The 23,011-nt window shown below is 35.7% G+C and carries 32 protein-coding genes and 2 pseudogenes; 6 read left to right on the top strand and 28 right to left on the bottom strand.

Going from position 1 to position 23,011, the window contains the following annotated elements; all coding sequences use genetic code 11:
• The first annotated feature begins 37 nt into the window (after positions 1-37).
• A complete protein-coding gene (locus QOR44_RS09885; RefSeq protein WP_000245863.1) occupies positions 38-577 on the top strand; it encodes a TetR/AcrR family transcriptional regulator in 540 nt (179 codons plus the stop codon).
• Between the two features lie 85 nt (positions 578-662).
• Here QOR44_RS09885 and QOR44_RS09890 read toward each other — a convergent pair whose 3' ends face one another.
• From QOR44_RS09890 to QOR44_RS09990, 21 genes and pseudogenes are all read right to left on the bottom strand, one after another.
• The gene (locus tag QOR44_RS09890; protein WP_000365227.1) at positions 663-959 is read right to left on the bottom strand and encodes a DUF4298 domain-containing protein; all 297 of its coding nucleotides are present in this window, start codon (positions 957-959) and stop codon (positions 663-665) included.
• A 482-nt stretch (positions 960-1,441) separates the two neighbouring features.
• Positions 1,442-1,789, bottom strand: coding sequence for a type II toxin-antitoxin system RelE/ParE family toxin (locus tag QOR44_RS09895; protein ID WP_000253104.1), 348 nt, complete (start codon positions 1,787-1,789; stop codon positions 1,442-1,444).
• Positions 1,779-2,066, bottom strand: coding sequence for a type II toxin-antitoxin system RelB/DinJ family antitoxin (locus QOR44_RS09900; protein WP_000543070.1), 288 nt, complete (start codon positions 2,064-2,066; stop codon positions 1,779-1,781). Before QOR44_RS09900 ends, QOR44_RS09895 begins: the two co-directional genes overlap by 11 nt.
• Positions 2,067-2,134: 68 nt before the next feature.
• Positions 2,135-2,512, bottom strand: a complete 378-nt coding sequence (locus tag QOR44_RS09905; RefSeq protein ID WP_000038826.1) for an ArpU family phage packaging/lysis transcriptional regulator — start codon at positions 2,510-2,512, stop codon at positions 2,135-2,137.
• Positions 2,487-2,639, bottom strand: a pseudogene (locus tag QOR44_RS09910) (DUF1492 domain-containing protein); the annotation flags it as partial. The gene QOR44_RS09905 and the pseudogene QOR44_RS09910, both read right to left, overlap by 26 nt.
• Before the next feature lie 6 nt (positions 2,640-2,645).
• Positions 2,646-3,134 carry a hypothetical protein gene (locus tag QOR44_RS09915; RefSeq protein WP_000891152.1) on the bottom strand — a complete coding sequence of 163 codons (489 nt, stop codon included), beginning with the start codon at positions 3,132-3,134 and terminating at the stop codon, positions 2,646-2,648.
• 72 nt (positions 3,135-3,206) lie between these two features.
• Positions 3,207-3,764 (bottom strand): hypothetical protein, encoded by a 558-nt coding sequence (locus QOR44_RS09920; RefSeq protein WP_001258771.1) that lies wholly within the window; start codon positions 3,762-3,764, stop codon positions 3,207-3,209.
• A 1-nt stretch (position 3,765) separates the two neighbouring features.
• Positions 3,766-3,939 (bottom strand): hypothetical protein, encoded by a 174-nt coding sequence (locus QOR44_RS09925; protein ID WP_000768928.1) that lies wholly within the window; start codon positions 3,937-3,939, stop codon positions 3,766-3,768.
• Positions 3,940-3,944: 5 nt separating this feature from the next.
• Positions 3,945-4,118: a hypothetical protein gene (locus tag QOR44_RS09930; RefSeq protein ID WP_000694578.1), complete on the bottom strand. Its 174-nt coding sequence runs from the start codon at positions 4,116-4,118 to the stop codon at positions 3,945-3,947.
• A gap of 114 nt (positions 4,119-4,232) precedes the next feature.
• Positions 4,233-5,735 carry a DNA primase family protein gene (locus QOR44_RS09935; protein ID WP_000838185.1) on the bottom strand — a complete coding sequence of 501 codons (1,503 nt, stop codon included), beginning with the start codon at positions 5,733-5,735 and terminating at the stop codon, positions 4,233-4,235.
• Between the two features lie 19 nt (positions 5,736-5,754).
• Positions 5,755-6,612, bottom strand: coding sequence for a primase alpha helix C-terminal domain-containing protein (locus QOR44_RS09940; RefSeq protein WP_001029300.1), 858 nt, complete (start codon positions 6,610-6,612; stop codon positions 5,755-5,757).
• Entirely contained in the window at positions 6,613-6,885 is a 273-nt protein-coding gene (locus QOR44_RS09945) for a hypothetical protein (RefSeq protein ID WP_000492120.1), read from the bottom strand.
• Positions 6,878-7,219 (bottom strand): hypothetical protein, encoded by a 342-nt coding sequence (locus QOR44_RS09950; protein WP_000174500.1) that lies wholly within the window; start codon positions 7,217-7,219, stop codon positions 6,878-6,880. The genes QOR44_RS09945 and QOR44_RS09950 overlap by 8 nt, the downstream gene beginning before the upstream one ends.
• Positions 7,216-7,578 (bottom strand): hypothetical protein, encoded by a 363-nt coding sequence (locus QOR44_RS09955; RefSeq protein WP_000206025.1) that lies wholly within the window; start codon positions 7,576-7,578, stop codon positions 7,216-7,218. The genes QOR44_RS09950 and QOR44_RS09955 overlap by 4 nt, the downstream gene beginning before the upstream one ends.
• 11 nt (positions 7,579-7,589) lie before the next feature.
• Positions 7,590-7,781 carry a hypothetical protein gene (locus QOR44_RS09960; RefSeq protein ID WP_017645222.1) on the bottom strand — a complete coding sequence of 64 codons (192 nt, stop codon included), beginning with the start codon at positions 7,779-7,781 and terminating at the stop codon, positions 7,590-7,592.
• Positions 7,781-8,113 (bottom strand): hypothetical protein, encoded by a 333-nt coding sequence (locus QOR44_RS09965; protein ID WP_000877497.1) that lies wholly within the window; start codon positions 8,111-8,113, stop codon positions 7,781-7,783. The genes QOR44_RS09960 and QOR44_RS09965 overlap by 1 nt, the downstream gene beginning before the upstream one ends.
• 88 nt (positions 8,114-8,201) lie before the next feature.
• Positions 8,202-8,634: pseudogene (locus QOR44_RS10280) on the bottom strand (hypothetical protein).
• A gap of 161 nt (positions 8,635-8,795) precedes the next feature.
• Positions 8,796-8,969 carry a plasmid mobilization protein gene (locus QOR44_RS09975; protein WP_000074662.1) on the bottom strand — a complete coding sequence of 58 codons (174 nt, stop codon included), beginning with the start codon at positions 8,967-8,969 and terminating at the stop codon, positions 8,796-8,798.
• A 101-nt stretch (positions 8,970-9,070) separates the two neighbouring features.
• Positions 9,071-9,709, bottom strand: coding sequence for a BRO-N domain-containing protein (locus QOR44_RS09980; protein ID WP_001021393.1), 639 nt, complete (start codon positions 9,707-9,709; stop codon positions 9,071-9,073).
• A 213-nt stretch (positions 9,710-9,922) separates the two neighbouring features.
• Complete coding sequence (locus tag QOR44_RS09985) at positions 9,923-10,552, bottom strand: Rha family transcriptional regulator (protein WP_001055230.1); 630 nt, start codon at positions 10,550-10,552, stop codon at positions 9,923-9,925.
• Between the two features lie 10 nt (positions 10,553-10,562).
• Positions 10,563-10,760 carry a helix-turn-helix domain-containing protein gene (locus QOR44_RS09990; RefSeq protein ID WP_001879466.1) on the bottom strand — a complete coding sequence of 66 codons (198 nt, stop codon included), beginning with the start codon at positions 10,758-10,760 and terminating at the stop codon, positions 10,563-10,565.
• A gap of 144 nt (positions 10,761-10,904) precedes the next feature.
• Between QOR44_RS09990 and QOR44_RS09995 the strand changes: the two genes are divergently transcribed.
• The 5 genes from QOR44_RS09995 to QOR44_RS10015 all read left to right on the top strand — a co-directional run bounded on the left by QOR44_RS09995 (position 10,905) and on the right by QOR44_RS10015 (position 15,076).
• Positions 10,905-11,411, top strand: a complete 507-nt coding sequence (locus tag QOR44_RS09995; protein WP_000073166.1) for a helix-turn-helix domain-containing protein — start codon at positions 10,905-10,907, stop codon at positions 11,409-11,411.
• A 173-nt stretch (positions 11,412-11,584) separates the two neighbouring features.
• A complete protein-coding gene (locus tag QOR44_RS10000) occupies positions 11,585-11,770 on the top strand; it encodes a competence regulator inhibitor paratox (RefSeq protein ID WP_000566299.1) in 186 nt (61 codons plus the stop codon).
• Between the two features lie 107 nt (positions 11,771-11,877).
• On the top strand, positions 11,878-12,087 hold the full coding sequence (locus tag QOR44_RS10005) for a TM2 domain-containing protein (RefSeq protein WP_001137532.1): 210 nt from the start codon (positions 11,878-11,880) through the stop codon (positions 12,085-12,087).
• Between the two features lie 519 nt (positions 12,088-12,606).
• On the top strand, positions 12,607-13,572 hold the full coding sequence (locus QOR44_RS10010) for a DUF3644 domain-containing protein (RefSeq protein WP_000429451.1): 966 nt from the start codon (positions 12,607-12,609) through the stop codon (positions 13,570-13,572).
• A gap of 337 nt (positions 13,573-13,909) precedes the next feature.
• Positions 13,910-15,076 (top strand): tyrosine-type recombinase/integrase, encoded by a 1,167-nt coding sequence (locus QOR44_RS10015; RefSeq protein ID WP_025194117.1) that lies wholly within the window; start codon positions 13,910-13,912, stop codon positions 15,074-15,076.
• Between the two features lie 106 nt (positions 15,077-15,182).
• Here the strand turns inward: QOR44_RS10015 and rpsD are convergent, their stop codons facing one another.
• The 7 genes from rpsD to QOR44_RS10050 all read right to left on the bottom strand — a co-directional run bounded on the left by rpsD (position 15,183) and on the right by QOR44_RS10050 (position 23,010).
• Complete coding sequence (rpsD, locus tag QOR44_RS10020; RefSeq protein ID WP_000092759.1) at positions 15,183-15,794, bottom strand: 30S ribosomal protein S4; 612 nt, start codon at positions 15,792-15,794, stop codon at positions 15,183-15,185.
• Between the two features lie 329 nt (positions 15,795-16,123).
• Positions 16,124-16,411 (bottom strand): Veg family protein, encoded by a 288-nt coding sequence (locus tag QOR44_RS10025; RefSeq protein ID WP_001278152.1) that lies wholly within the window; start codon positions 16,409-16,411, stop codon positions 16,124-16,126.
• Positions 16,412-16,422: 11 nt separating this feature from the next.
• Entirely contained in the window at positions 16,423-17,778 is a 1,356-nt protein-coding gene (gene dnaB, locus QOR44_RS10030; RefSeq protein ID WP_000852645.1) for a replicative DNA helicase, read from the bottom strand.
• 42 nt (positions 17,779-17,820) lie between these two features.
• Positions 17,821-18,273 carry a 50S ribosomal protein L9 gene (rplI, locus tag QOR44_RS10035; RefSeq protein WP_000864243.1) on the bottom strand — a complete coding sequence of 151 codons (453 nt, stop codon included), beginning with the start codon at positions 18,271-18,273 and terminating at the stop codon, positions 17,821-17,823.
• 5 nt (positions 18,274-18,278) lie between these two features.
• Entirely contained in the window at positions 18,279-20,261 is a 1,983-nt protein-coding gene (locus tag QOR44_RS10040) for a DHH family phosphoesterase (protein WP_000819771.1), read from the bottom strand.
• A 66-nt stretch (positions 20,262-20,327) separates the two neighbouring features.
• Positions 20,328-22,229, bottom strand: a complete 1,902-nt coding sequence (gene mnmG, locus QOR44_RS10045; protein ID WP_000149486.1) for a tRNA uridine-5-carboxymethylaminomethyl(34) synthesis enzyme MnmG — start codon at positions 22,227-22,229, stop codon at positions 20,328-20,330.
• Positions 22,230-22,398: 169 nt separating this feature from the next.
• Positions 22,399-23,010 carry a MarC family protein gene (locus tag QOR44_RS10050; RefSeq protein WP_000623752.1) on the bottom strand — a complete coding sequence of 204 codons (612 nt, stop codon included), beginning with the start codon at positions 23,008-23,010 and terminating at the stop codon, positions 22,399-22,401.
• Between the last annotated feature and the right edge of the window lies 1 nt (position 23,011).

Genomic DNA, 23,011 nt, shown 5'->3' on the forward strand with positions numbered 1-23,011 from the left:
GTTTAAAAATGTACAAAAATATTAAGGGGTAATTAATATGGTAAACGATACGAGGAGAGAAAAAACAAAAAGAGCTATTGAAGTAGCTATGATTACGTTATTAAAAGATCAGAGCTTCGATGAAATTTCAACGATTAATCTAACTAAAACAGCTGGAATCAGTCGTTCTAGTTTTTATACTCATTATAAAGATAAATATGAAATGATTGATCAATACCAACAGTCACTCTTCAATAAAGTCGAATATATTTTTGATCGCAATCAATTTAAAAAAGAAGATGCCTTGCTCGAAATTTTTCAATTCTTAGATAGAGAATCATTATTTGCTGCTCTCTTAACCCAAAATGGAACAAAAGAAATTCAGACCTACATCCTTAATAAATTACAATTAATGCTTTCTAAAGAATTACCTGAGGTCAATCCAGATGCAACAAAGTCTGATATCAATCGTTTGTATTATAGTGTCTATCTCAGTCATGCTATTTTTGGAGTCTATCAAATGTGGATAACACGAGGAAAAAAAGAAAGCCCTCAACAAATTACACAAGTGCTACTCAGTTTATTACCTCAAACTTAAAACCAGCCTTCCTTATAGGCTGGTCATTTTTAGTTAGGTTTATTTTGTCTTCATTATAGGATAACAACACTAATAAGGACTGACATTATAAATGACGATACATTTGAGAAGACATGTCTAAAAATTGGCCTACAAGCTCGTTATGTTCTCCTATAAAATCAAAGAGCTGATCCTCACTCAGTACACCGCATTTGAGATTATTTTCTGTTTGTTCTGATAGTCTAAACCAGTCTTCGCTACCATAAAATTCTCTTAATTTCACGTAATCTTCATAGTGCTTTTGAAAATCATCTATAGCTTCTACTAATGCATTGATTCTAGGTTTGAAGCTATCATATTTCTCTTCCATTTCTTCTATTTTTAATCTATCATTTAGATCCATAATAAAATCTCCTTAGTTATATAAGATTCGACGAGATAAGTTATCATTCTCAAGTATTTGTAACATTAATTCTACTATATCCTTTTTACAAAGTAAAAAATTACTCATTACAAACTGACAGTGTTGATTTTTATTCTAGTGTTAGTTTAAAATCTTTTTGGTTCATTAAATATAATGACTCACTAAAAAGTATATAACAAAAAAGCCTATCAAATAGGCTTTTAAAGTATGTAATGTAATAATTAAAGCATTTTGTTGTACTGTATTTTTGAGACTTCCTTAAGGTTGCTTTACAAGTCTTTATAGCTTTAAATCAACATTTTAAACTTTTTTTGTCAACATTAGTTGACATTAAAATTTCCTTCAAAGTTAGCAAAAAGTAAGCAAAAATTTAATTTACAACTCTGTCAATCAATGAGTTCAGCAGGCAAGAACTAGCACCCAATAAAGGTGCTTTTTAGTTTGCTGTAAATCTTGCGTTTTTATTTTTTCTTAAACAGTTTGATATAGTCTTGTTTGCTATGGATAATATAAGATACAAAAACGGCTTTTCTGTCTTCTAAAATGTGATAAAAAGCTAGGTAGTCCCCTAAAACAATACAACGAGTATTATGTGGCGGGTAAATAGTTTCACCTACTCTGTCATCTGCGTTAAATCCTGCTTCTGGGAAAAATTCAAGACGTTCTAGCCCGTAAAGAATATTGTTGACGGTGTTAGCCCCTGCCTGCTCCGAAAAGTAAGTAGTTTCAATATAGCTTTTTATCTCCTGTAATTGTTCTTGTACGGTTTCAGGGATAATAAGGCTATGGGTTTTATTATCAGATACCAAGGTTAGCCCTCACTTCACTAGCGTTGTATACCCGCCCATGCTCTAAATCGTCAAAACTTTTAGCAATTTCAGCTCGTAAACCTGCAAGTAGTTCAGCTCGTTCTTTATCGGTGTCAGTCTCAAAAGGTAAGGCTTTATTTTGTACAATGTTTTCTAAAAACAAATTAAAGCTAGCTGTCATGTCAAGGTTTTGGGCTGCGATAATAGCTTTAGCTTTCTCTAGTAAATCACTGTTGGTTTTAAAGTTGACCTGCGTATTTTTTTCTAAAGCGTGCATAGTAGCACCTCCTTTTAGTTATTATAACACTTTAAACTATACCTGTATAGTTGCATATATCCAAGAGCCTATGCTGTTGTTATTAACACACCATTCCTATAACTCTGGGCGAATTCAAGCAAAGCTCTTTTCTTAGTCTCGTAGTACCAACTTTGACTTTTGTTAAGTTCTGCTATGATGTCTTGCTGAGTTTTTTTCTCACTAATCAAGTAACACTCAATCAATATCTTTCTGTAGTCTATCTTAGACAGTTGGTTGATAGCATACTTGATAGCGTCTAGCTCCTCTAAGGCACATTCTCGGCTTATTTCAAGGTGTTCTCTGCGCGTGGGATGATATTTTATATCAAACTGGTAACGCTCGTTATAGCTTAAATCAAGGCTATTGGCGATACGTTGCCATCTATGAAACTCTTTTAATTTACGAATAGCGTTCTTCTTGCTCATCTAATACCTCTAAAGCTTCTCTATGTAATTTGAATGCAGTATTCCTTGAATAACCTAGCTTGTCGGGTATCTCATCCCATGATAAGTCATCCACGTATCTAGCTTTGATAACAGCTATCTGTTTTTCCGAATGTTATAGCCAGTATTTGTCCCCCTTATCCATATAGTAATGGAATCTCTTCCAATGATATAAGTATTTAGTCATTCTCATGTACTTTGGACGCTTAGGAAAGTCATCATAACTATAATAACCATGTTTGTGTTTTGCTTTTGAATCTACTTTCAGACACTCTTTAAAGGCTAGTTGCCAATAGTATTGACAATCTGTCTTACTTCGATTGAGTGTCGCTTGATGAAGCTTCTGACAAGTACCACAAGCAAAGGCATGAGAAGCCTTAAATAACTTTCTACAACGTCTCTCACAGTCAGGACACAGGAAGAAGTAGCGCTTACCACCATAAGTTCCTGGTATCGTTTCAAGTAAGAATTCTTGCCCCTCATAATGGACGATTAGGTTATCTAGGTCTATGGTGATAGATTGGTCATTTATTGTTCCTGTAACTCTAGTCTTTTCCTGTTTCTTCATTGGTTTAATGATACTCTCAATAGCTAGTTCTAACATCTTTTCTCCTTAGTATTCAAATAACCCAAAACTATTGATAAACGACAAAAAGAGGGAAATCCCTCTGATTGTTTATTTAACCAGTAACTCACCCTCAATAGCCATATCATACAAATAATTAAAGCCTTGGCTGATAGATTCAAGTACAGCTCCTAAATCCTCTTGAGTCATCTTTTTATAATTCATGGAAACGTGTTCGGCGAGTTGGTTGTGGTCTGAGATGAAAGCCATGAATATGTCTTGTTTGTCCGCTTTCTCTTGGCTATTGTCAAATAAAGGAACCACGCGCTTCTTGTCAGTACTTTCAACCTCCTTTAGTAACTCAGTTTCTTGAGCTACGTCATCAAGTTCTTCATCCGTCATATCCTCAGGTTGGTTGTAATAGTCCTTAAAGCTGTCACAGATACGCTTGAAGACCTTGCTTAACTTTCTGTCTTCAACATATTTTAAGACTAACTGATTAGCATGACCACCTTGATCATCATTGTGATAAGTTGCGTCAATCACTGGTTGCTCATAAGTACCAGTCATGTAACCTAAGATAGCATGACAAGCTACTTGTGCAGTGTCAAAGTCTCTAAAAGTATAGTGAAATGTAAATGTTTTAGGTGTATCTGAAAATGTTCTCATGTTATTTCTCCTTTGTGATTGCTATAATTTCTGATAAATTGATGGTGCCAGAAGGAGTCTTTACCCAGTTAGGTTGTCGGCCAGATAGGAGAATCTCAACCAATTCATCATAAAGGGTGCGGTCTCCTTGTACGGTGATGGTGTTACCACCTCGTGTGTGTAGTTTTAGTTTCATACTAGTTACCTGTACGAGACCAATAAAGAAGTTGTAGTACTCATATCCTCATAATTGCCATAAGTTGCTTCTGAAAATTTGATATCTATTACAGATACTGATAGAGTAAAGAGATTGACCCGATATTCAAAATCATCTAGTGATTCATTGTGTTTTTGATAAAATAGTTTGATTTTCATTTTTTAGCTCCTTTTTTTCAATTTGTTACCTTCTTTAGTGATTTTGTTACCTTCTAGGTAACATAGCCCCGCCTTACTGCCACAAGGGTTTAGATCATCAAAAGAAGGTCAACATTATTCTTTTTTTGTTATAGCGTGATTTACTCTCCCCAGTTTCGGTCTCTCAAACTCCAAAGGGTCTAACTTGTCAAGATCTTCAACCTTTACACGCGCTTTTTTGAGTTGGTACTTATTTTGTGTTAGCTGTTGTAAGTGCCTGATTGTCTCCTTACCAGCACCGTAAACATTTGGCTTAGGTATTCCCATATCTTCAGCATAATGCTTCAAGGATCTTGTAGCGATAAAAACGGGGACTACGTCCAGCTCGTGCCAACCTCTTTCCATGTACTCATGTTTTACCCAAGATAACAAGTAATCATTATCTTCCTGGTATTCCTCTAACAGGCCTTTGACTGCCTGCGGTTCGATAAAATGAGTAAACGACTCCTGGTTGATAGCTTTATAAAGGGCATACTCTAGCACCTCTTTTTCGCCTAAAAAATCATTTTTAATCCAGGGCTTTTCTTTCTCACCGTTAAAGTCAGCATTAAATGGGACAATCATAATACGCCTATACCAGCCCTTTGTCTTATTTCCACCGTTGGGAATATAGTTTCCTGAAAAGACATTAAAGAGTTTGAAGGTCGCTTCAAAAGCTGGGCGCCCCTTTGGATTGACTAGCACGGTGTCCCCGCTGGTAATACTCATTAGGTCAGACGGATTTTTTAAGTATTCATTAGGTGCCTCGTCTCCAATATTGCAAACTTTACCTACTAGCGTTTCCAGGTTATGCTTTTCAGCAAACTGGACGGGCTTCAATGCTGATACGTTACTTTCTCCTATCAGATTGATAAGAAACCGCTGAAACGTCCCTTTTCCGTTGTTACCGTCCCCGTAAAAGATAGCAAACTTATTCCGTGTATGGTTTGGATTGATAGCCTCCAGGATAATCTGCCAAAACAAGGTTACTAGTTCACTATCATTGCAAGCGATTGAGTTTAACCAATCGTCAAATGTCTTCCCTTCCCTATCGGTTGGGACCCGCTTAGGCGCGTGGTAAGCTGTACTGATTTTACTTGTAATCACATATTTAGGACTGAAAGGAAGTAGCTCCTTAGTCCTTAAGTCAATAATGCCATTCTGTACAGGGATAAAGTAGGCGCTCTCCAGCGGTTTCTTTATCCTTGTCAATGTCCTAACCATTAGCTTAATCTGGGGCCATTCCCTAGGCTTAATCCTCACGTCAAAAGTCTTACAAAATCGGTTAAATAGGTCATTACTAGCCGTATATATGCCCTCATCTAAATCATAGATATAGAGTAGGCTATAATCAGGTACGTTGCTTTTACTGATAAAAGTAAAGGTGATAATTTCGCTTAGCATTTTGGCAACTGTGAAAACCTGGGGCATGGCCACCTTTTCGGTAACGTCCCCTGTACTTTCATTTATTTTGGTTTCCGTGTGTTCTTCCCGCCATTGTTCACCAGCTTGAAAGATACGGTTTTCTAGCTCTCTCATGGTCTTGGGCGGTTGCTCATTCTCACGCGCCTCTAAGATTTTACTTTCCAGGCTTTTCAATTCTTCCTTTTCTATGATTCTATCCTCTCTTTCTAAATTCTGCTCTTGCTATACTTTCAAAAGTCCTATCTAGCTCCCTCTCTGGTAGGGGGTTAGTTGTCACGCTGTTAGCTATTTGTACCAACTCATAAGCTGTTTCTATATCACAATCAACCCACTTATTAAATAGCAAGCCAACAAACTTAGTTAAGGCCACGTTGCGCCCGCCTTCGTCTCCAAAACCATTAAACAAGGTATCTATGACCCTCATGGTAATAGAACGCTGACTTCTAGGGCGTGGCGTGTAAGTAGTAACAACCTGTCTGTTTGGTGTGCTACCGTTTTTAGGAACAGGATAATCAAGACCACGGTTCACAGAGCGCTGATAGTCCTCTGGGTCGCCTGTTGTAACGGGTAAGCCTTGTAATTGCGACCAGGTAAGACTAGCTAAATCAAAAGGCAGTCCAATCTTATCGGCTATCTCCTTGACCACTTGTTGATAAGTCGCTTCAGTCATTACGTCACTAGGCTTCACAACAAGACGATAACGGGGCTTCTTGGGTGTGTGTTTAATCGTTGGATAAATAATATAACTGTACTCCCAAAGTGTCTCAGAAACGATTTTAGGTAGGTTTACGCCTGTTTCTATTTCATCATAGTCAAGAAAAATCAAATCACGGTAAACCAAACTAGCATTATTACGCTTATAGCTACCGTTTTTCTCTGCTGTGACTTTGCCACTCAGGCAGTAGGGAGCTTGTGTTCGCTTGTATTCTTCAATATCGATGCCTTCAGGAGGTTTCAAAGGTTTAAAATGAGCAATATAGTCAAATGGTTCTAACTGTCCTTTGTAGGGGTAGAGATAAGAACTAAAACCTCTTGTTTCATAAATAGCCATTTACGTATCCACCCCCAAAAAAATAAGAATATCACTGACTTTATAGTAATGCTTCCTCGTATCTTCTAGTGGTGGTTGGTATCGTCTTAGACCGTTATCTTCCCAACGCTTTAATGTCTTGGCCTTTATGCCTAGTTCATCTTTAATTTGCTGGGCTGTTATCAACCCTAATAGTCTGGGCTGGGTTTGCTCACGTACTTCCAGGTAATTTCCTACCAGCTCCAGTACCCCCTGAGTTAAATCCTGTTCACTCTCTTTACTTAAACTAAACATTCATATCAGCCTCCTTCAGTAACTTCTTATAACTCTCTAGGTCCGCATTCATTAATACAGACAAACGTTCTTGTTCTTTTTGTACTTGGTTATAAAAGGCTTTGGCACCCTCTAGTAATTCTTCCTTATTAGCTGGGATGAAGTAGCCACGATTAAACCCATGTCTTATAGCGACAATAGGGACGTTATAGCGCGTGATTAAGTTACTGATGATACTTTGGACGGAACGTTCTTCAAGTTTCAGTATTAAGCCAATCTCTGCCCCTGTAATGGGATTGTCTGCCCCAACCTTGATCAGATTAAGGACACGTCTATAATTCTCTGGTAGTGTCATTTCGTGTCCTCCTTATCATTTGGAAACAGGATTTGGTTATCAATAACACCAAGCACTTGATTTTTAAGACTATCTTTTAACTCGTTCAATGCTTGTATAACTATATTTAGCACTTTTTTATATTCCATCTCTATTGGCATTGATTCCAAAAATTTAACAACGGCATCAGCTTTGTTATAGTCACGTTGTGTAGTATTGATAAATATTTTTTTCGTGAATAACGGAAAATCGTCCCACTCTGCTTCAATATCTTCATCTAGCATTTTGATATTTTTGTCTAAAACCCTATCACTTAACCAATTTGTAGGATGTTTTTCGCTATCTTCTAGCAATTTTTTAAAATATTCTTCCGTTGTCATGCAGTTCCTCTCTAATTGTAATAATGGTTCTGTGATTGAATATAAGCCCCATAGTTTGCGTTCTGAGGTAGTTTAGGTGCTTGGGTATCTTCTGGTAAGTCAATCTCTATTAATGGCTTAGAACGGCTAAGAAGAAGCCCTAAGAGACCTAAAACAATGAATAAAATAAGTGTCTGTGTTGGTGTAAGGTTAAGTTCTTGCATCATGCCGATACCTCACTTAAATAAGTTTCTAATTCCCCTGTGTCTTTCTCTGAACAAGGTAAACCGTTAACGGCTCTAAAGACAATCTCTGTGGTTTGTTTATAACCTAAAGCGCCCCATGCTTCTTCAAAAGTAGTGGCACTTTTCCTGAATGTAGTCGTATACTCTGCCATTACATTAGCAATAATCACCCGAGCAATATGTTGGTTATATAGTCGAGTGAAATAGACTTCAGCTTTATCTTTGCTGAGTTGGCGATTTTTGAACATTTCTCGTTGTTCAGGAGTGTATCTATCTTTTGAAAAAGGATTTGTTTCTACTCTATATTTCATTATGTTTTTTCTCGCTTAATTTTATTTTCTGTGTAATTGCCGGTTTCCTATACTAGATTCATGCTAGGTTTAAGGGGTAGCTCCCTGATTAGTTCATGTTAGTGTATAATTCTGCGAATAACTCGCTAGGGATACGCTCTAGCGCTTTTTGTTGTAAGTGGATGGCTTTAATTCTATCTTGTGTTTTGGTTTTAATGTCTTCTATAATTTCGGATGTCGAGACCACTTGTTCATAGTAAATGTTAGCTTTATAAATGAGTCCTTGCTCTTTTAATTCCTTATTAGCCATTTTTTCAAGCGTAACTTCATGTAATACTTCAACATTACGATAATGACCGTTTTTGAGGTCGAATTTTAGCCATTTTTTACGCTTCCATTTGTATAGGGCGCTTCTGCAAACTTCTGAATTCCCAAAACCAAGAAAAAGAAGCGGTTTCTGTTAATGTTTTCCCTTCAATTTCAGATAGTTTATAAGCGACGTTTCTAAATAACACTCTCGGATTTCTTTTTTTCTTAATCATGTTGTTTTGATTTTTGAGCACACAAAAAGCGCACTCCCTTTCTATGAATTTTAGGTTCACAAAATAGAGTACGCATGATATACTATTTACGTACCTACTTTGTGGGTGCTGGGAGTTCCTAACGTGTACGGTCGCCAAACTATACCACGTTAGGAACTTTTTTATTTTTCAGACTCATAAGAGTTTACAGCTTTAACGATTAAATCCGCTTTAGATAATCCATTTTTATCCGCTGTTTCTTGTATTGCATTATACTCGTCAGCGGTCAAACGAACTTCCAGCCGTTTATCACGTTTAGCTGTACCTTTTACAGGTCTGCCCATTTTTGGACTCATAGGAGTTCCTCCTTTCATTTAAGCCCGTGCTTATATCATATGATAAGCACGTACATAAGTCAACCCCTAAATCAAACTTTTTTGCGTACTCTATTCAGTTGTTAAAGGACTAATTTTTTAATATCGTTATATTCTGCATTGAGCTCCAATAGGACAATTACTTTTTGTTCAAGTTTTCTATATCGCGTCAACTCATCAGCACTTAGGCAATCTAATGCAATTTCATAACCTACCCGTGACTGTTTCAGTTGTTTAGCAGTCTGTCCTGTGACAGATTTTAGCAAAAGGTCGCTAATAGCCTTGTAGCTCCATTGATTAAAGTGTTCCCAATCCTTGATAGCTTGTGTTAATTCTTTATGATTAGACTTTTCAAGCTCTCGTATCAGTTTAAAGTTAGCGTTTTCTCTTTCTAGTTCTTCGATATGGTCATAAATCCATTGACGAAAGATTTTACCTTTCTCCGTTTTGGACAGCATACCGATCTCAAAAATTCCTCGCTTATTGAATAGTCGGGTCTCGTATTGTTTGCCATCAGTAGCTGACAATTTGTCAGTAACTGAAAATCGCTTTTCTTTGAGGTAGGGTTGGCGCTCTATCATCTTTTCAATAGCATTTCGGCTCTTATATCCAAATCCCTGCGCTAATTGTTCAATCGTCACAAAAATATTTCTATTCCTGTCCAGATAAAAATCAATTTCAAGTTCTCCAAAAGAACTTTTTACTTGTTTTATGATATTCACTGTTTTACCTCGTTATTTGATTATTGTTGTTTTGTCGGGGAGAACTGCAACTGTTAAGTCGTTGCCTGCTCTGCGGTAGTATGATACAATGGAAGTATCAAATCTTTTACTAAAACCCCTTTAATAATAGCTTGCCTGCTTTATTAATTGAGTTTAGTTATACTAGTCAAAGGCTTGGAAGTTTGGTCGCTGTCAAAGCCTTTTTTGTTGTTCTCACGCGCCTTGTAGCGTGTTTTTTAATGCCATTGTCTTAATATCTTGATAGGTAAAATTAAGATTGATAAGAGCGATTGCCATATCTTCTAAAGCGGTGTACTGTGCTAGCTCAATTGAGTTTAAGCAGTCAATACCAGAATAACAACCTCTGGTTGCTTTTAATTGCTTGCTATTCTTACCAGTAACAGCTTTAAGCAATAGATTGTACACAGTCGGATAAGCCATTTTAGGCGCGTGTTCCCATGTCTTGATAGCTTCATTAAGCGTTTTTCGTTTAGGAGCTTCAAGAGAACGCTGTAACCTAATTTGAGTGAGTTCTTCTCGCATTCCAAAGAATGCCTTGACTAGGTTTTGTTTAAACACCCTAACTGGATTGGTATTATCTAGGTAAGTAACTAATAAAGTCGCCTGCTGTTCATTTAAGCGATAGATTTTTCTAGGTCGCCCACCTAAAGAACCTTTGTGGGGTTTATGGATTTCAAATGACAAAACCCCAAAGGCTTCTAAATCTTCTCTGTGCTTATCAATTAGCTTTCTCACTGAAATGTTATCAATTTCAGCATGTTCAGCTATGATGTCTTGTGTCGTATACGGCTCTTTCTTGCCGTCTAAATATACTAGATTCATGATGTTCCTCCTATTCTTCAACCGTTAGTAATTCATCTAGCGTAACACCCAAAAAGTTAGCAATCTTCAAAAGCGTTTCTACTTCGGGGTTCTTGGTACGTTCATAGTACAAAGCTGTTAGCGTTGTTTTTGATAAACCTGTAGCTTTTGCCACGTCAGCGATTTTTTTTCGCTTCTTGGCTAAAACAACTCTAAAATTATTTGTCATTTTCCGACCTCCTACAGACATATTTGTCACTTTATAAAATAATTATAATGACAATTATGTCACTTGTCAAGTTTTTTTGCCTATGTGTTGACATATTTGTCACTTTGATGATATATTTGTGGTGTAAAATAAGGAGCACCCAATATGTCTAATGTAAAAAATCGTTTAGCGGAACTTATAAGAAAAAGCAAGTTTACTAAAAAAGAACTTGCTCATGAAATAAAAGTGAATCCTAGGACAATTACTAGATGGGAACGGTCGGAAAGCCCAATCCCATCAGATAAAATAAAAATTCTAGCTGATTTATTAGATACAAACATAACTTATTTATTAGGCCAATCAGATTTTAATTTGAATGAAATTACCCATGTAGGTAAAGATTATTTTGGAGATGATATAAACATACTTCAAAGAGATAGATTAGAGTTTCTCAAAACTTTAAAAAATGAGATTGATACATTAAAAAATACTTCTATCAGCGCTCGTAACGAGGCTGAAAGTATAACTAATATAATACGTTCACTCAATTCATTAAAGCATGATGAATTATCTACTAAAATATATGAATATGCGTTAGATTTATATGATCTAGTATTGTATAGAGCAGTTTCAGAATATCAAGCAATAATAGAGAAAGAAAGAAATTATTAAAATTTACACGTACTCCCCCAACCGTCCACACTATACCCTAAAAGTATGGCGTGACTTGAAAACACCCCAAAACAGACATTACTATTAGTAAGGTCGTTTCAACCGTCCACATGCTAAGAAAAAAATATATCAACCTTTCCTTACTTTCCCTCACAAATTACGAATAAATAAGTATGATAGATTTAAATGACTTACACCAACAAGTAACCACTGGCAGAATTGCCAAAGACAATGTAAAAGCCATCATGAAAGATGGCCGTATCACTGATTATTATATAGATGGCGAACCACTACAAGCTAGTGAAACCATTGTTAACATGGATTTAATGACTTTATTAGCCAACGTATTTGAGATTTAACTTCAAGTTTTTTTAAAGCCCACGCGCCAGTATTTTCAAGGGTTTTATCTATATAAACAAAACCATGGTATCTGTATTTAAACGCTTTATACAAAGGAGAAAAATTTATGCCAAGAAAAGTAAATAAAGTAATTTATGTTCTATTAGCTCTGTTTTTAGGTGAATTTGGCTTACATAAATTTTATGCCGGTAAAACAGGAACAGGAATCCTATACCTTATTTTCTGTTGGACATTTATCCCTGGATTCATTGGAGTTGTTGAAGGAATCTTAGCAATCCTAAAACCAGCCGATCAAGATGGAAATTTCTATATATAAAGAATTATTATCTTCCACAGCTTTTACTGTATTCCGTATCTGAAAAAGATTCACGCTAATTCAGCAATCAAGCTGTTCTTGCTTTTGGTTATCTGGTAGGGTGGCAATAAGGTAGAGAGCTTCTGTTCCGATATTTCCTAACGTCGGGAAATTTGGTAATTCATGAGCTATTTTCATCATTCACTTTGCAAAAGTATAATCGATTTCCAACTTATGCAACTACTCCTCCAATAAAAGCAATGGCAGTTAGAAACGTTTGTCTCTTTAATGATGTGATAATTTAGTATTCTTATCTTCGGGGTGGGGGGTCGTGCGATAAAAAAAGCAAATATTTGGACAGTTGACCCTTCCCACCGGTTTCAAAACTTGGATTGAACAACATTTTTTTATGATGGGGGTAACCTTAAAGATACTAAATTAGAAAAAATTCTGAAAACTTGTGGTTAAGTATTTTGTTGATGTTAATAAAATTGTACAGATCGATTTCGAAGCGCGTGAAAAAAACTAGAAAGGAAATATATGGAGAATTTAAGTACAAGGTTAGTTGATAAAAGTATTGAAGCTTTTATTATGGGACTTGAAATATACAATAAACCAACGATTAAGTACCGAATTGAGGGCTTTAGTTTCTTTATTTGTAATGCTTGGGAATTGATGCTTAAAGCTGAAATGTTAAATCGTAATCAATCTATCTATTTTAAGGATAATCCTGATAGAACACTAAGCTTAGAAGGTGTTATAAAAAAAATATACTCGGACAACAGCACTAGAATTCGACTTAATCTTGAGCGCATTATTGAACTAAGGAATATTAGTACTCACTACATAACAGAAGATTATGAATTAAAGTATGCTCCACTTTTCCAAGCTTGTGTACTTAACTATGTCAATGAACTTCAACGATTTCATTCAAGAGACGTTACAAAGGCCATTTCCCAAAATTTTTTAACTATCACTGCAACTTACGAACCATTATCTAACGAACAAATTAGATTAAAATATCCTGCGGAAATTGCTGAAAAATTCATCCAACAGGCAAATGCCATAGATGTCTTAGTGACAGAGTATAATTCTGATAAATTCGCTATTGGTATTAAACAAAATCTTTATATTACTAAGAAAAAATCTGAAGCCGATTTTATAGTATCAATTGCAAATCAATCACCTTCTCAAGTTGCTATTTTAAAAGATTTAAAAGATCCATCAGAAACGCACAAATATTCATATGCAAATATTATATCTGTTGTAAATGATAGACTAAATAAAAAGAATATTAAACTTAATTATAAATCTGGTTTTAATCAATATGTCCTAACATTAGTGATTGATTTCTATTCAATAAAGTCTGATGAAAAATATTCTTATTGCCATAAAATAGGTAAATCTGAACACTACACTTATTCTCAAAAATTCGTTGATTTTATTATCTCTGAAATAGAAAAAGACCCTCAACATTTTGTTGAAAGTCTGAAAAAATCTAAATAAAAAAGATAACCCCTGGCACATAGGAATGCTCAGCCCGAAGGCTTACCCCATTCTGGGACCCAGCGTTAATCCTTCACAAGTTATCTTTGTTAACTATATTATATCACGCACGTTCTAAATGTAAAGGATTTTGTTAGCTATCCAGTAAGCTAACTTTGTCAAAAACCCCTGAAAAACAGCTTTAAATCATCCATAATCGCATTTTAACCTTTAACCAGGTAATTTTACCGACTTCTCCAAAACAAACGAAATAAGAATCTTCTCGTAAGCTCTGGCATGATATAAACCTAAAATCCCTTTAATAATAGCTTGCCTGCTGATGGAAAGGTTTATGATCATGAAAATAACTGAAGTAAAAAAGAAAGATGGTACGGTAATTTATCGTGCCAGTATTTATCTTGGTACTGATAAAGTAACAGGTAAAAAAGTAACTACTAAAATAACAGGACGAACTAAGAAAGAAGTTAGAGAAAAAGCTAAGCAAGAAGCTGTCGAGTTTATAAAAAATGGTTCTACTCGCTTCAAAGCTACTTCCGTAACAAGTTATCAGGAACTTGCAACCTTATGGTGGGATAGTTACAAACATACCGTAAAATACAATACTCAGCTAGCTACTGAAAAGCTGTTAACCGTTCATGTCATACCAATTTTTGGAGCATATAAGCTTGATAAGTTAACGACACCACTTATACAGTCTATCATCAATAAACTAGCTGATAAAACTAATAAAGGAGAAAGAAAAGCTTACCTCCATTATGACAGAATACACGCGCTGAATAAACGTATACTACAGTATGGCGTTATCATGCAAGCTATACCATTCAACCCTGCGCGTGAGGTCATTCTCCCTCGCAACACTAAGAAAGCTAACACTAAAAGAGTAAAGCATTTCGAAAATGATGAACTAAGAACATTTTTCAACTACTTAAACAATCTAGATAAAAGTAAATACAGATACTTCTATGAAGTCACACTTTATAAGTTTTTATTAGCTACAGGTTGTCGCATTAATGAAGCGTTAGCTCTAAACTGGTCAGATATCGACTTGGATAATGCCGTTGTTCATGTCACAAAAACGCTAAATTACAAGCAAGAAATTAATAGTCCAAAGTCAAAGTCAAGCTATCGTGAAATTGACATAGATAATCAAACAGTTACAATGCTTAAGCAGTATAGACGACGACAGATTCAAGAAGCATGGAAGTTAGGGCGTTCAGAAACAGTGGTATTTTCTGATTTTATCCATAAGTACCCAAACAATAGAACCTTACAAACTCGATTAAGAACACATTTTAAAAGAGCAAATGTATCGAATATAGGCTTCCATGGTTTTCGTCACACTCACGCTAGTTTATTGCTGAACACAGGTATCCCCTACAAAGAACTCCAATATAGATTAGGGCACTCTACTCTATCTATGACTATGGATATTTATAGCCATTTATCAAAAGAGAATGCAAAAAAAGCTGTCTCATTCTTTGAAACAGCAATTAACTCAATATAGTAAAAAATCAAAAGTTAGCAAAAAAGTAAGCAAACCCAGAAATCAATGTTTTAAGATAAGACAAAAAGCCCACTGTTGTAGGCTTTCTGTAAGATATATCTTAAAATTAAAGCATTTTGTTGTAGAATTCAACGACAAGTGCTTCATTGATTTCTGGGTTAATTTCATCGCGTTCTGGAAGGCGAGTCAATGAACCTTCAAGTTTTTCAGCATCAAATGATACGAAAGCTGGACGTCCTAAAGTAGCTTCAACAGCTTCAAGGATTGCAGGTACTTTCATTGATTTTTCACGAACTGAAATAACTTGTCCTGGAGTAACGCGGTATGATGGGATATCAACACGTTTACCATCAACAAGGATATGACCATGGTTAACAAATTGACGAGCTTGGCGACGAGTTGTTGCAAGTCCTAAACGATAAACAACGTTATCAAGACGACGCTCTAAAAGAACCATAAAGTTAAAACCAAGAGTTCCTTCTTTTGCTTTAGTAGCTTGTACGAACAAGTTACGGAATTGTTTTTCACCAAGTCCGTATGAAAAACGAAGTTTTTGTTTCTCAGCTAACTGCAAGCCATATTCTGAAAGCTTGCTACGGTTATTAGGACCGTGTTGACCAGGTACGTAGTTACGACGTGCCAATTCTTTACCTGTGCCTGTAAGTGATAAACCAAGGCGACGTGATTGTTTCCATGATGGACCAGTATAACGTGACATCTAAATGTCCTCCTCTAAAATAATTGAGGAAATAACGATTTAAAAAATCCTGATTCGTGCAGGGGATTTTCGCCTAAACAGCAAAGGGTACTAGATTAGTTAACCACCTGTTGACGAGCTTCATATTTTTCTGCTGTTATTTCACACAAGCTATATTATATCATGAAAATAATATTGAATCAAGTTTTTATATCTCTTAAACCTTAAATACAAATAGATATCTAATAAGTATTTCCGATTATAATAAGAAAAATTCTTAATTCTAACCACCAATAGAGAATTAGTAAATTTTTTTATAGAAACAAAAAACCTCAGTCGAGGTTTTCATATTATTCTGCTGACTCGTCATCAAAATAACGAATTAAAGTTTTCTCAGTTAAAATATCTGAATAAGTGTAAGACTCTACATAAGTATTATCAATTGCTCCTGGTACAGCTGCAGTATCCTTATACTCTACGATAAACAAAGATGGGTAAACTTCAATTAGGCGCCCAATTTTATTTTTTTCCCTCTTACGACCATTTTCGAGAGTAAGTTCTACCATCTGTCCCTCATGTGACTTGATATCTTCTTTTATTTTTTTCATTTTTGCAACATCTGCAAATGCATCACTCATATTAACATCTCCTATTCTTCAAATTGAGCTATACTAGAAAATTTATTATATTCCTTTTGAAACATTAATTTTACTGTCCCACGCGCACCAGCACGGTTCTTTTCTAAAATAACCTCAACGGTATTATCTTCTACAATTTCCTCTGCTTCTTCGCCCTCTCTACGATAATAATCATCTCGATATAAGAAAGCAACAATGTCAGCATCTTGTTCAATCGATCCAGATTCACGAATATCAGATAAGACCGGTCGTTTATCCTGCCTTTGCTCAACCCCACGAGAGAGCTGGCTTAATGCGATAACAGGAACCTTTAATTCTTTAGCTAAAATCTTCAACTGCCTTGAAATTTCAGAAACTTCTTGCTGACGATTTTCTGGTCTAGTTCCTGAAATTAATTGGAGGTAGTCAATGACGATTAAACCCAAACCATCATCAACTTCTTGAGATAACTTCCTAGAGCGTGCTCTAATTTCTGTAATTTTAATCCCGGGCGTATCATCAATATAAATTGGCGCATCCGCCAAAGCTCCTTGAGCAATCGTTACATTATTCCAATCTTGATCCGTCAACTGACCAGTTCGTAAACTATGGGAATCAACCATTCCCTCTGCTGCCAACATACGGTCAACTAAACTCTCAGCCCCCATTTCAAGTGAAAAAATAGCTACAGGTCTATTTTGTTTAGTTCCAACATTTTGAGCAATATTTAAAACAAAGGCTGTTTTACCTACTGCAGGACGAGCCGCTAAGATGATTAATTGATCTGGATGTAAACCTGTAGTAATCCTGTCTAAATCCCTAAATCCAGTTGGTAAACCTGTGACATCTGAGGTTTGCTGTGAACGTAATTCTAAGTTTTCGTAATTAACTTTTAAAACATCAGATATCTTTCTAAACCCACTACGATTACTGTGTTCGTTAATATCAACTAAAGCCTTCTCAGCGGTAGCAATAATTTCATCAGAATCATTTCCTTCATAGGCCATATTGACAGTATCTGTCAACTTAGAAATGATATCTCGCAACATGGCTTTCTCAGAAACTATTTTGGCATAAAACTCCGCATTAGCACTTGTTGGAACACTATTAACTAATTCAACAATATAGCCCAACCCACCAATGTTTTGAAGATCACCTTGGTCATCTAAAATATTTCTAACAGTAGCAGCATCAATTGCATCATTTCTATCAGCTAAGGTAATCATCGCTCTGAAGATAACTTTGTGTGAATATTTATAAAAATCATCTGGACTTATAAATTCTCTCACCATAATCAGTTTCTCTGGTGAGATAAAGATAGATCCTAAAACGGCCTGTTCTGCCAACAGGTCTTGAGGTTGTACTCTTAGCTCAGATACTTCTGCCAAACTTCATTCCTCCTGACTTGTCAACCTTTATCATCTCTCAGTTTACGCTTCTTTGATATCAAGCTTAATCTGTGAAGAAACCTGTTTATGTAATTTTACTGGTACTTCAACCTTACCAATCGCTCTAATAGTATGATCTAAATCAATATGACGTTTGTCAATTTTAATGCCGTATTGTTTTTGTAACTCTTCAGCAATCTTTTTGGCTGTGATAGAACCAAACGTACGACCATCTGGACCTACCTTTTCAATAAATTGCACTCGTGTAGTTTCGGATTCTAATTGTGTTTTCAGCTCCTGTGCCTGTGCTAAAATTTCTGCTTGCGCTTTTTCTTCGGACTTTTGTTTTCCTTTTAATTCACCGATAGCTTGTGTCGTTGCTTCTTTAGCTAGATTCTTTTTTAATAAGAAGTTTTGAGCATAACCAGTAGGTACTTCCTTAACCTCACCCTTTTTTCCTTTCCCCTTAACATCTTGTAAAAAAATAACTTTCATCTCAATTAATCCCTTCTATTTTCGACTGTACTATTTTCTCTTAAATCTTCGTCAATTATTTCAAGTAACATGCGTCTAACTTGCTTTACAGACTTGTCTTGTATTTGACAAGCAGCAAAACTAAAATGTCCGCCACCACCAAGTTTTTCCATAATGCGCTGGACATTGATATTATTTCTACTGCGCGCTGAAATACCAATATTTGAACTGTTTTTAGTAATAACAAAAGTAGCCTCAATACCTGCCATTGTCAACATGGTGTCAGCTGCTTTACTAGCTATAACATGCGAGTAAACTTTATGTTCTTCTCCGGTAGCAACAATGATGTTATCATAAATACGCTCACCTTTTAAAATCAATTCATTAATTAAACGATATTCATCAAAATCTGTAGCTGATATTTTTTGAATAGCCATACTATTACTACCTAAACCGCGTAAATAGCTTGCCACATCAAAAGTTCTACTCGTTACATTAGATGCAAAATTTCTTGTATCAAGCATGATACCAGCCATTAAAATACTTGCTTGACTGCGGCTTAATTTATCTTTAGCTTGTTGAAATTGAATCAATTCTGTAACTAATTCGCTGGCACTACTTGCGCCACTTTCTATAAATGAAAGGACAGCATTTTTGGGAAAATCTTCATCTCTTCTATGATGATCTACCACAATAACATCTGCAAACTTGTTAAAGAATTCCTTAGATAAGGTTAAAGCTGTTTTAGAATGGTCTACCATGACTAATAAAGAATTTTGAGTAATTAGTTCAAAAGCTCTCTCAACACTTACGAGACGTGTTTCGCCGTCTTCTTGCAAGTAATCAATTGCTCTTTCAATATCAGAATTCATGTCATTTGGGTCATAAACTACATAACTGGCATTAACAATATTACTAGCAAAAAATTGCATCCCTACAGATGCACCTAGTGCATCCATGTCCAATTTCCTGTGTCCCACAATAAAGACACTATCAACTACTTTCAAACGGTCAGAAATAGCAGTCATCATAGCTCTGGTACGTGTTCGTGAACGTTTAATAGTTGAAACAGCACCACCACCAAAGTAAAGTGCTTTTTTACTACTATCATTTTCACGTACTACTATTTGATCTCCTCCGCGAACGAGTGCTGTATTAAGATTTTCTAAAGCAATTTGCCCAATTTGATTATGGTTACCATCACCATAAGAAATTCCCATACTTAATGTTAATGATAAATGGTTTTCCTGAGCGCGTTTTCGAAACTCATTTAAAATATCAAATTTATCTTTTATCAATGTATTTAAAACGCTATAGTCGGTAAAAATATAGTATCGATCCATATTGACACGACGATAAAAAATATTTTTAGACTGTGTAAAATCAGAAATAAAACTAGTCACGAAGGCGTTAATCTTTGACATATCAGCCTCTAACATAGTATCCATAATATCATCGTAGTTATCAATGGAAATAATACCAATAACTGGACGTAGCATTGAACTATCATAGTTTCTTCTATTCCCCATGAAATTATCAAAGAAATAGAAAACACCCGTCTCTGTATCCAAATAAGCTGAATATTTGTTATCACCGTATTCAAATGATTGCCCAGCCGTTCCATTACGTCTACTAGTAATGATATCTTTAACAGTAGCAGACTGAAAATGGCCATTATCCCCAGTGAAAATCAATTCTGCATAAGGGTTAAACCACTCAATATCATTTGTTTCAAGATCAAATTGTATAACACCAACTGGCATTTGTTCAAGAAGACTCTTAAGAGAAACTTCTGTTTGATCATTAAGTAATTCAATTTGTTCAACTTCAGATAGTTCATAAGTTATCTTTTGGTAATATAATAAGGCAACAACAAAAGATAAAGCAACAAAAATAGCCAATAATAGAGCCGTATAGGATTGAAATAACCTAACACAAATAGCTAATAGTCCAAATAAAATCAGGCCTATTAAAACTAAATGGACGGTTGCAAAACGAAATCTTTTCATTAAATAACCTCTTAAGACCTAATTATAACACAAAACGCCCCTGATAAACAGGGGCGAACACTATTATCAATTGATATTTTTACGGCCTTTTTGTCTTCCTTCAAGGTAAACCATTAAAATACTAATATCGGCTGGATTAACTCCTGAAATACGACTAGCCTGACCTAGCGTTTCTGGGTTAATTTTTTTGAATTTTTGTCTAGCTTCTGTTGCGATAGAATCAATGTCGTCCCAGTCAATATGAGGGGGAATACGTTTTTCTTCCATTCGTTTCATTTTTGCAACTTGATCTAAAGCCTTTTTAATATAGCCTTCGTATTTAATTTCAGTTTCCAAAAGTTCAATAACCTTACTGTCTAATGGCTCATCAGCACAACCAACAAAATCCGTTGCTACTGCATATGTGATTTGTGGGCGGCGCATAAATTCTTTGGCAGTTAAAGCATCTGTCAAAGGTTTAAAGCCCAATTCTTGAATCCGTTTATTTGTCTCAGAAACTGGCTTTAACTTTATAGAGTCTAAACGTTCTAATTCATTTTCAAATTGCATTTGACGCTTTTTAAATATCGCATAACGCTCTTCATCTACTAGGCCAATCTCATAACCGATTTCTGTTAAACGCATATCTGCATTATCATGACGAAGAATCAGACGATATTCTGCGCGACTTGTCAACAGACGATATGGTTCTAGAGTCCCTTTGGTAACTAAATCATCAATCATGACACCAATGTAAGCATCACTTCGTTTTAAAATAAGTTCTGGCTTCCCTTGAACTTTAAGAGCAGCGTTGATCCCAGCAACCAACCCTTGACCAGCAGCTTCTTCATAACCTGAAGTACCATTAGTCTGTCCTGCAGTAAACAAACCAGCAATTACTTTTGTTTCGAGTGTTGCTCTTAATTGATGAGGCAATACAATATCATACTCAATAGCATAGCCTGTACGCATCATTTCAGCATTTTCAAGCCCTTTTATAGAACGTAATAAATCAACTTGAACATCCTCAGGAAGACTCGTTGATAGCCCTTGGACATAAACTTCTTCAGTGTGTCTACCTTCTGGTTCTAAGAAGAGTTGGTGGCGCTCTTTATCAGCAAAACGCACAATTTTATCTTCAATTGACGGACAATATCTAGGACCAACTCCCTTAACGATTCCAGAAAACATAGGAGCACGGTGTAGATTTTGATTGATGATGTCATGACTCAAAGTATTCGTATAGGTCAACCAGCACGGTACCTGGTCAGTAATATAATCTTCATCCCTAGACATAAATGAAAAATGATTTGGTTGCTCATCCCCAGGTTGTATCTCTGTCTTTTCATAATTAATAGAGGAGGCTTTTACACGAGGAGGTGTTCCAGTTTTGAAACGACCAATTTCTAATCCTAGGTCTCTTAAATTATCTGCCAATGTCACAGAAGCTAAACTATTATTAGGGCCCGAGGAGTACTTAAGATCACCTAATATAATCTCTCCTCGAAGAGCAGTACCTGTTGTTATAACAACAGATTTTGCTGAAAATTTCTGATTAGTTGCTGTACGAACCCCCACAACCTTTCCATCTTCAACAAGTATTTCGTCAATCATAGCTTGTCTTAAGGTAAGGTTTTCTTGCTTTTCTACAGTTTGCTTCATTGTTTGTGCATAGAGGGCTTTATCAGCTTGTGCTCTTAAGGCACGGACAGCAGGCCCCTTACCTGTATTGAGCATTTTCATTTGGATATAGGTTTTATCAATGTTTTTACCCATTTCACCACCTAAAGCGTCAATCTCTCTGACAACGATACCTTTAGCAGAGCCACCTATAGAAGGATTACAAGGCATAAATGCTAACATTTCTAAATTGATAGTAGCTAGAAGTGTCTTACATCCCATACGACTAGCAGCTAGACTAGCTTCCACACCTGCATGACCCGCTCCAACAACGATAATATCATAGTTTTCTGCAAAATTATGTGTCATTTTATTCCTTTCCAATTTCAAAGTCTAATTCATTAAAACACAAAAATAGCCAAAACTCTCGAAAATTGTACGTCAAAAAGACTTACAAATTCCATGAGCTTTGACCATCATAGTTATTGTTAAATTTATTTTAGCATTTATCTTTTAAAAGTCAACCAGAGGGGACAGACTATGTTAAATGAAAACCAATTTTTATGCCTGTTATTAGCATCTCTATCCCGATAGTCATCAAAATAAGTCCCATCATTTTGGTGATTATAGTCATTGCATTTTTTCCAAGAAATTTAGTAATTTCGTTTGCACTTATTAAAATAACATACATTATCACACATAGTATGGCAAAAGCAAGTATAGTAATGAGTTTGCCAGATAAACCACCACTTGATAAACCCATAGCAGTTGCAATAGTACCCGGACCTGCCAAAAGGGGCATTGCTAATGGTGAAACTGCCACATTCATTGGATCATCCTTATGTTCCTCTAGGTTTTTATTGGTTGGTGAATGTATGCCATTAATCATTTTATAACCTATAATGCCGACCAATATTCCACCAGATATTTTTAGGGCGGCTAGGGTAATCCCAAATAAGTTAAAAAGTAAGTGGCCACTTAATACAAAGATTACAATAATGACAAAAGCAAGTAATACTCCTTTTGCTGCAATCCGACGTGAAATCTTCTGATCATCATCAGCTACTAAAGCCATAAAAGCTGGCAAATTAGAAATGGGATTCATAATGGCGAAAAAAGCCATGAAAGCTAAAATAAATTTTGAAATCATA

The sequence above is a fragment of the Streptococcus agalactiae genome (assembly GCF_949788565.1).
GTDB classification, from domain to species: Bacteria; Bacillota; Bacilli; order Lactobacillales; family Streptococcaceae; genus Streptococcus; species Streptococcus agalactiae.

What these genes read in the sequence shown, in the direction of transcription:
- QOR44_RS09885 (WP_000245863.1), top strand. Translation starts at nt 38, where the DNA reads ATGGTAAACGATACGAGGAGAGAAAAAACAAAAAGAGCTATTGAAGTA.
- QOR44_RS09890 (WP_000365227.1), bottom strand. Translation starts at nt 959, where the DNA reads ATGGATCTAAATGATAGATTAAAAATAGAAGAAATGGAAGAGAAATAT.
- QOR44_RS09900 (WP_000543070.1), bottom strand. Translation starts at nt 2,066, where the DNA reads ATGCACGCTTTAGAAAAAAATACGCAGGTCAACTTTAAAACCAACAGT.
- QOR44_RS09905 (WP_000038826.1), bottom strand. Translation starts at nt 2,512, where the DNA reads ATGAGCAAGAAGAACGCTATTCGTAAATTAAAAGAGTTTCATAGATGG.
- QOR44_RS09915 (WP_000891152.1), bottom strand. Translation starts at nt 3,134, where the DNA reads ATGTTAGAACTAGCTATTGAGAGTATCATTAAACCAATGAAGAAACAG.
- QOR44_RS09920 (WP_001258771.1), bottom strand. Translation starts at nt 3,764, where the DNA reads ATGAGAACATTTTCAGATACACCTAAAACATTTACATTTCACTATACT.
- QOR44_RS09925 (WP_000768928.1), bottom strand. Translation starts at nt 3,939, where the DNA reads ATGAAACTAAAACTACACACACGAGGTGGTAACACCATCACCGTACAA.
- QOR44_RS09930 (WP_000694578.1), bottom strand. Translation starts at nt 4,118, where the DNA reads ATGAAAATCAAACTATTTTATCAAAAACACAATGAATCACTAGATGAT.
- QOR44_RS09940 (WP_001029300.1), bottom strand. Translation starts at nt 6,612, where the DNA reads ATGGCTATTTATGAAACAAGAGGTTTTAGTTCTTATCTCTACCCCTAC.
- QOR44_RS09945 (WP_000492120.1), bottom strand. Translation starts at nt 6,885, where the DNA reads ATGTTTAGTTTAAGTAAAGAGAGTGAACAGGATTTAACTCAGGGGGTA.
- QOR44_RS09950 (WP_000174500.1), bottom strand. Translation starts at nt 7,219, where the DNA reads ATGACACTACCAGAGAATTATAGACGTGTCCTTAATCTGATCAAGGTT.
- QOR44_RS09955 (WP_000206025.1), bottom strand. Translation starts at nt 7,578, where the DNA reads ATGACAACGGAAGAATATTTTAAAAAATTGCTAGAAGATAGCGAAAAA.
- QOR44_RS09960 (WP_017645222.1), bottom strand. Translation starts at nt 7,781, where the DNA reads ATGCAAGAACTTAACCTTACACCAACACAGACACTTATTTTATTCATT.
- QOR44_RS09965 (WP_000877497.1), bottom strand. Translation starts at nt 8,113, where the DNA reads ATGAAATATAGAGTAGAAACAAATCCTTTTTCAAAAGATAGATACACT.
- QOR44_RS09975 (WP_000074662.1), bottom strand. Translation starts at nt 8,969, where the DNA reads ATGAGTCCAAAAATGGGCAGACCTGTAAAAGGTACAGCTAAACGTGAT.
- QOR44_RS09985 (WP_001055230.1), bottom strand. Translation starts at nt 10,552, where the DNA reads ATGAATCTAGTATATTTAGACGGCAAGAAAGAGCCGTATACGACACAA.
- QOR44_RS09990 (WP_001879466.1), bottom strand. Translation starts at nt 10,760, where the DNA reads ATGACAAATAATTTTAGAGTTGTTTTAGCCAAGAAGCGAAAAAAAATC.
- QOR44_RS09995 (WP_000073166.1), top strand. Translation starts at nt 10,905, where the DNA reads ATGTCTAATGTAAAAAATCGTTTAGCGGAACTTATAAGAAAAAGCAAG.
- QOR44_RS10000 (WP_000566299.1), top strand. Translation starts at nt 11,585, where the DNA reads ATGATAGATTTAAATGACTTACACCAACAAGTAACCACTGGCAGAATT.
- QOR44_RS10005 (WP_001137532.1), top strand. Translation starts at nt 11,878, where the DNA reads ATGCCAAGAAAAGTAAATAAAGTAATTTATGTTCTATTAGCTCTGTTT.
- QOR44_RS10010 (WP_000429451.1), top strand. Translation starts at nt 12,607, where the DNA reads ATGGAGAATTTAAGTACAAGGTTAGTTGATAAAAGTATTGAAGCTTTT.
- QOR44_RS10015 (WP_025194117.1), top strand. Translation starts at nt 13,910, where the DNA reads ATGAAAATAACTGAAGTAAAAAAGAAAGATGGTACGGTAATTTATCGT.
- rpsD (WP_000092759.1), bottom strand. Translation starts at nt 15,794, where the DNA reads ATGTCACGTTATACTGGTCCATCATGGAAACAATCACGTCGCCTTGGT.
- QOR44_RS10025 (WP_001278152.1), bottom strand. Translation starts at nt 16,411, where the DNA reads ATGAGTGATGCATTTGCAGATGTTGCAAAAATGAAAAAAATAAAAGAA.
- rplI (WP_000864243.1), bottom strand. Translation starts at nt 18,273, where the DNA reads ATGAAAGTTATTTTTTTACAAGATGTTAAGGGGAAAGGAAAAAAGGGT.
- QOR44_RS10040 (WP_000819771.1), bottom strand. Translation starts at nt 20,261, where the DNA reads ATGAAAAGATTTCGTTTTGCAACCGTCCATTTAGTTTTAATAGGCCTG.
- mnmG (WP_000149486.1), bottom strand. Translation starts at nt 22,229, where the DNA reads ATGACACATAATTTTGCAGAAAACTATGATATTATCGTTGTTGGAGCG.
- QOR44_RS10050 (WP_000623752.1), bottom strand. Translation starts at nt 23,010, where the DNA reads ATGATTTCAAAATTTATTTTAGCTTTCATGGCTTTTTTCGCCATTATG.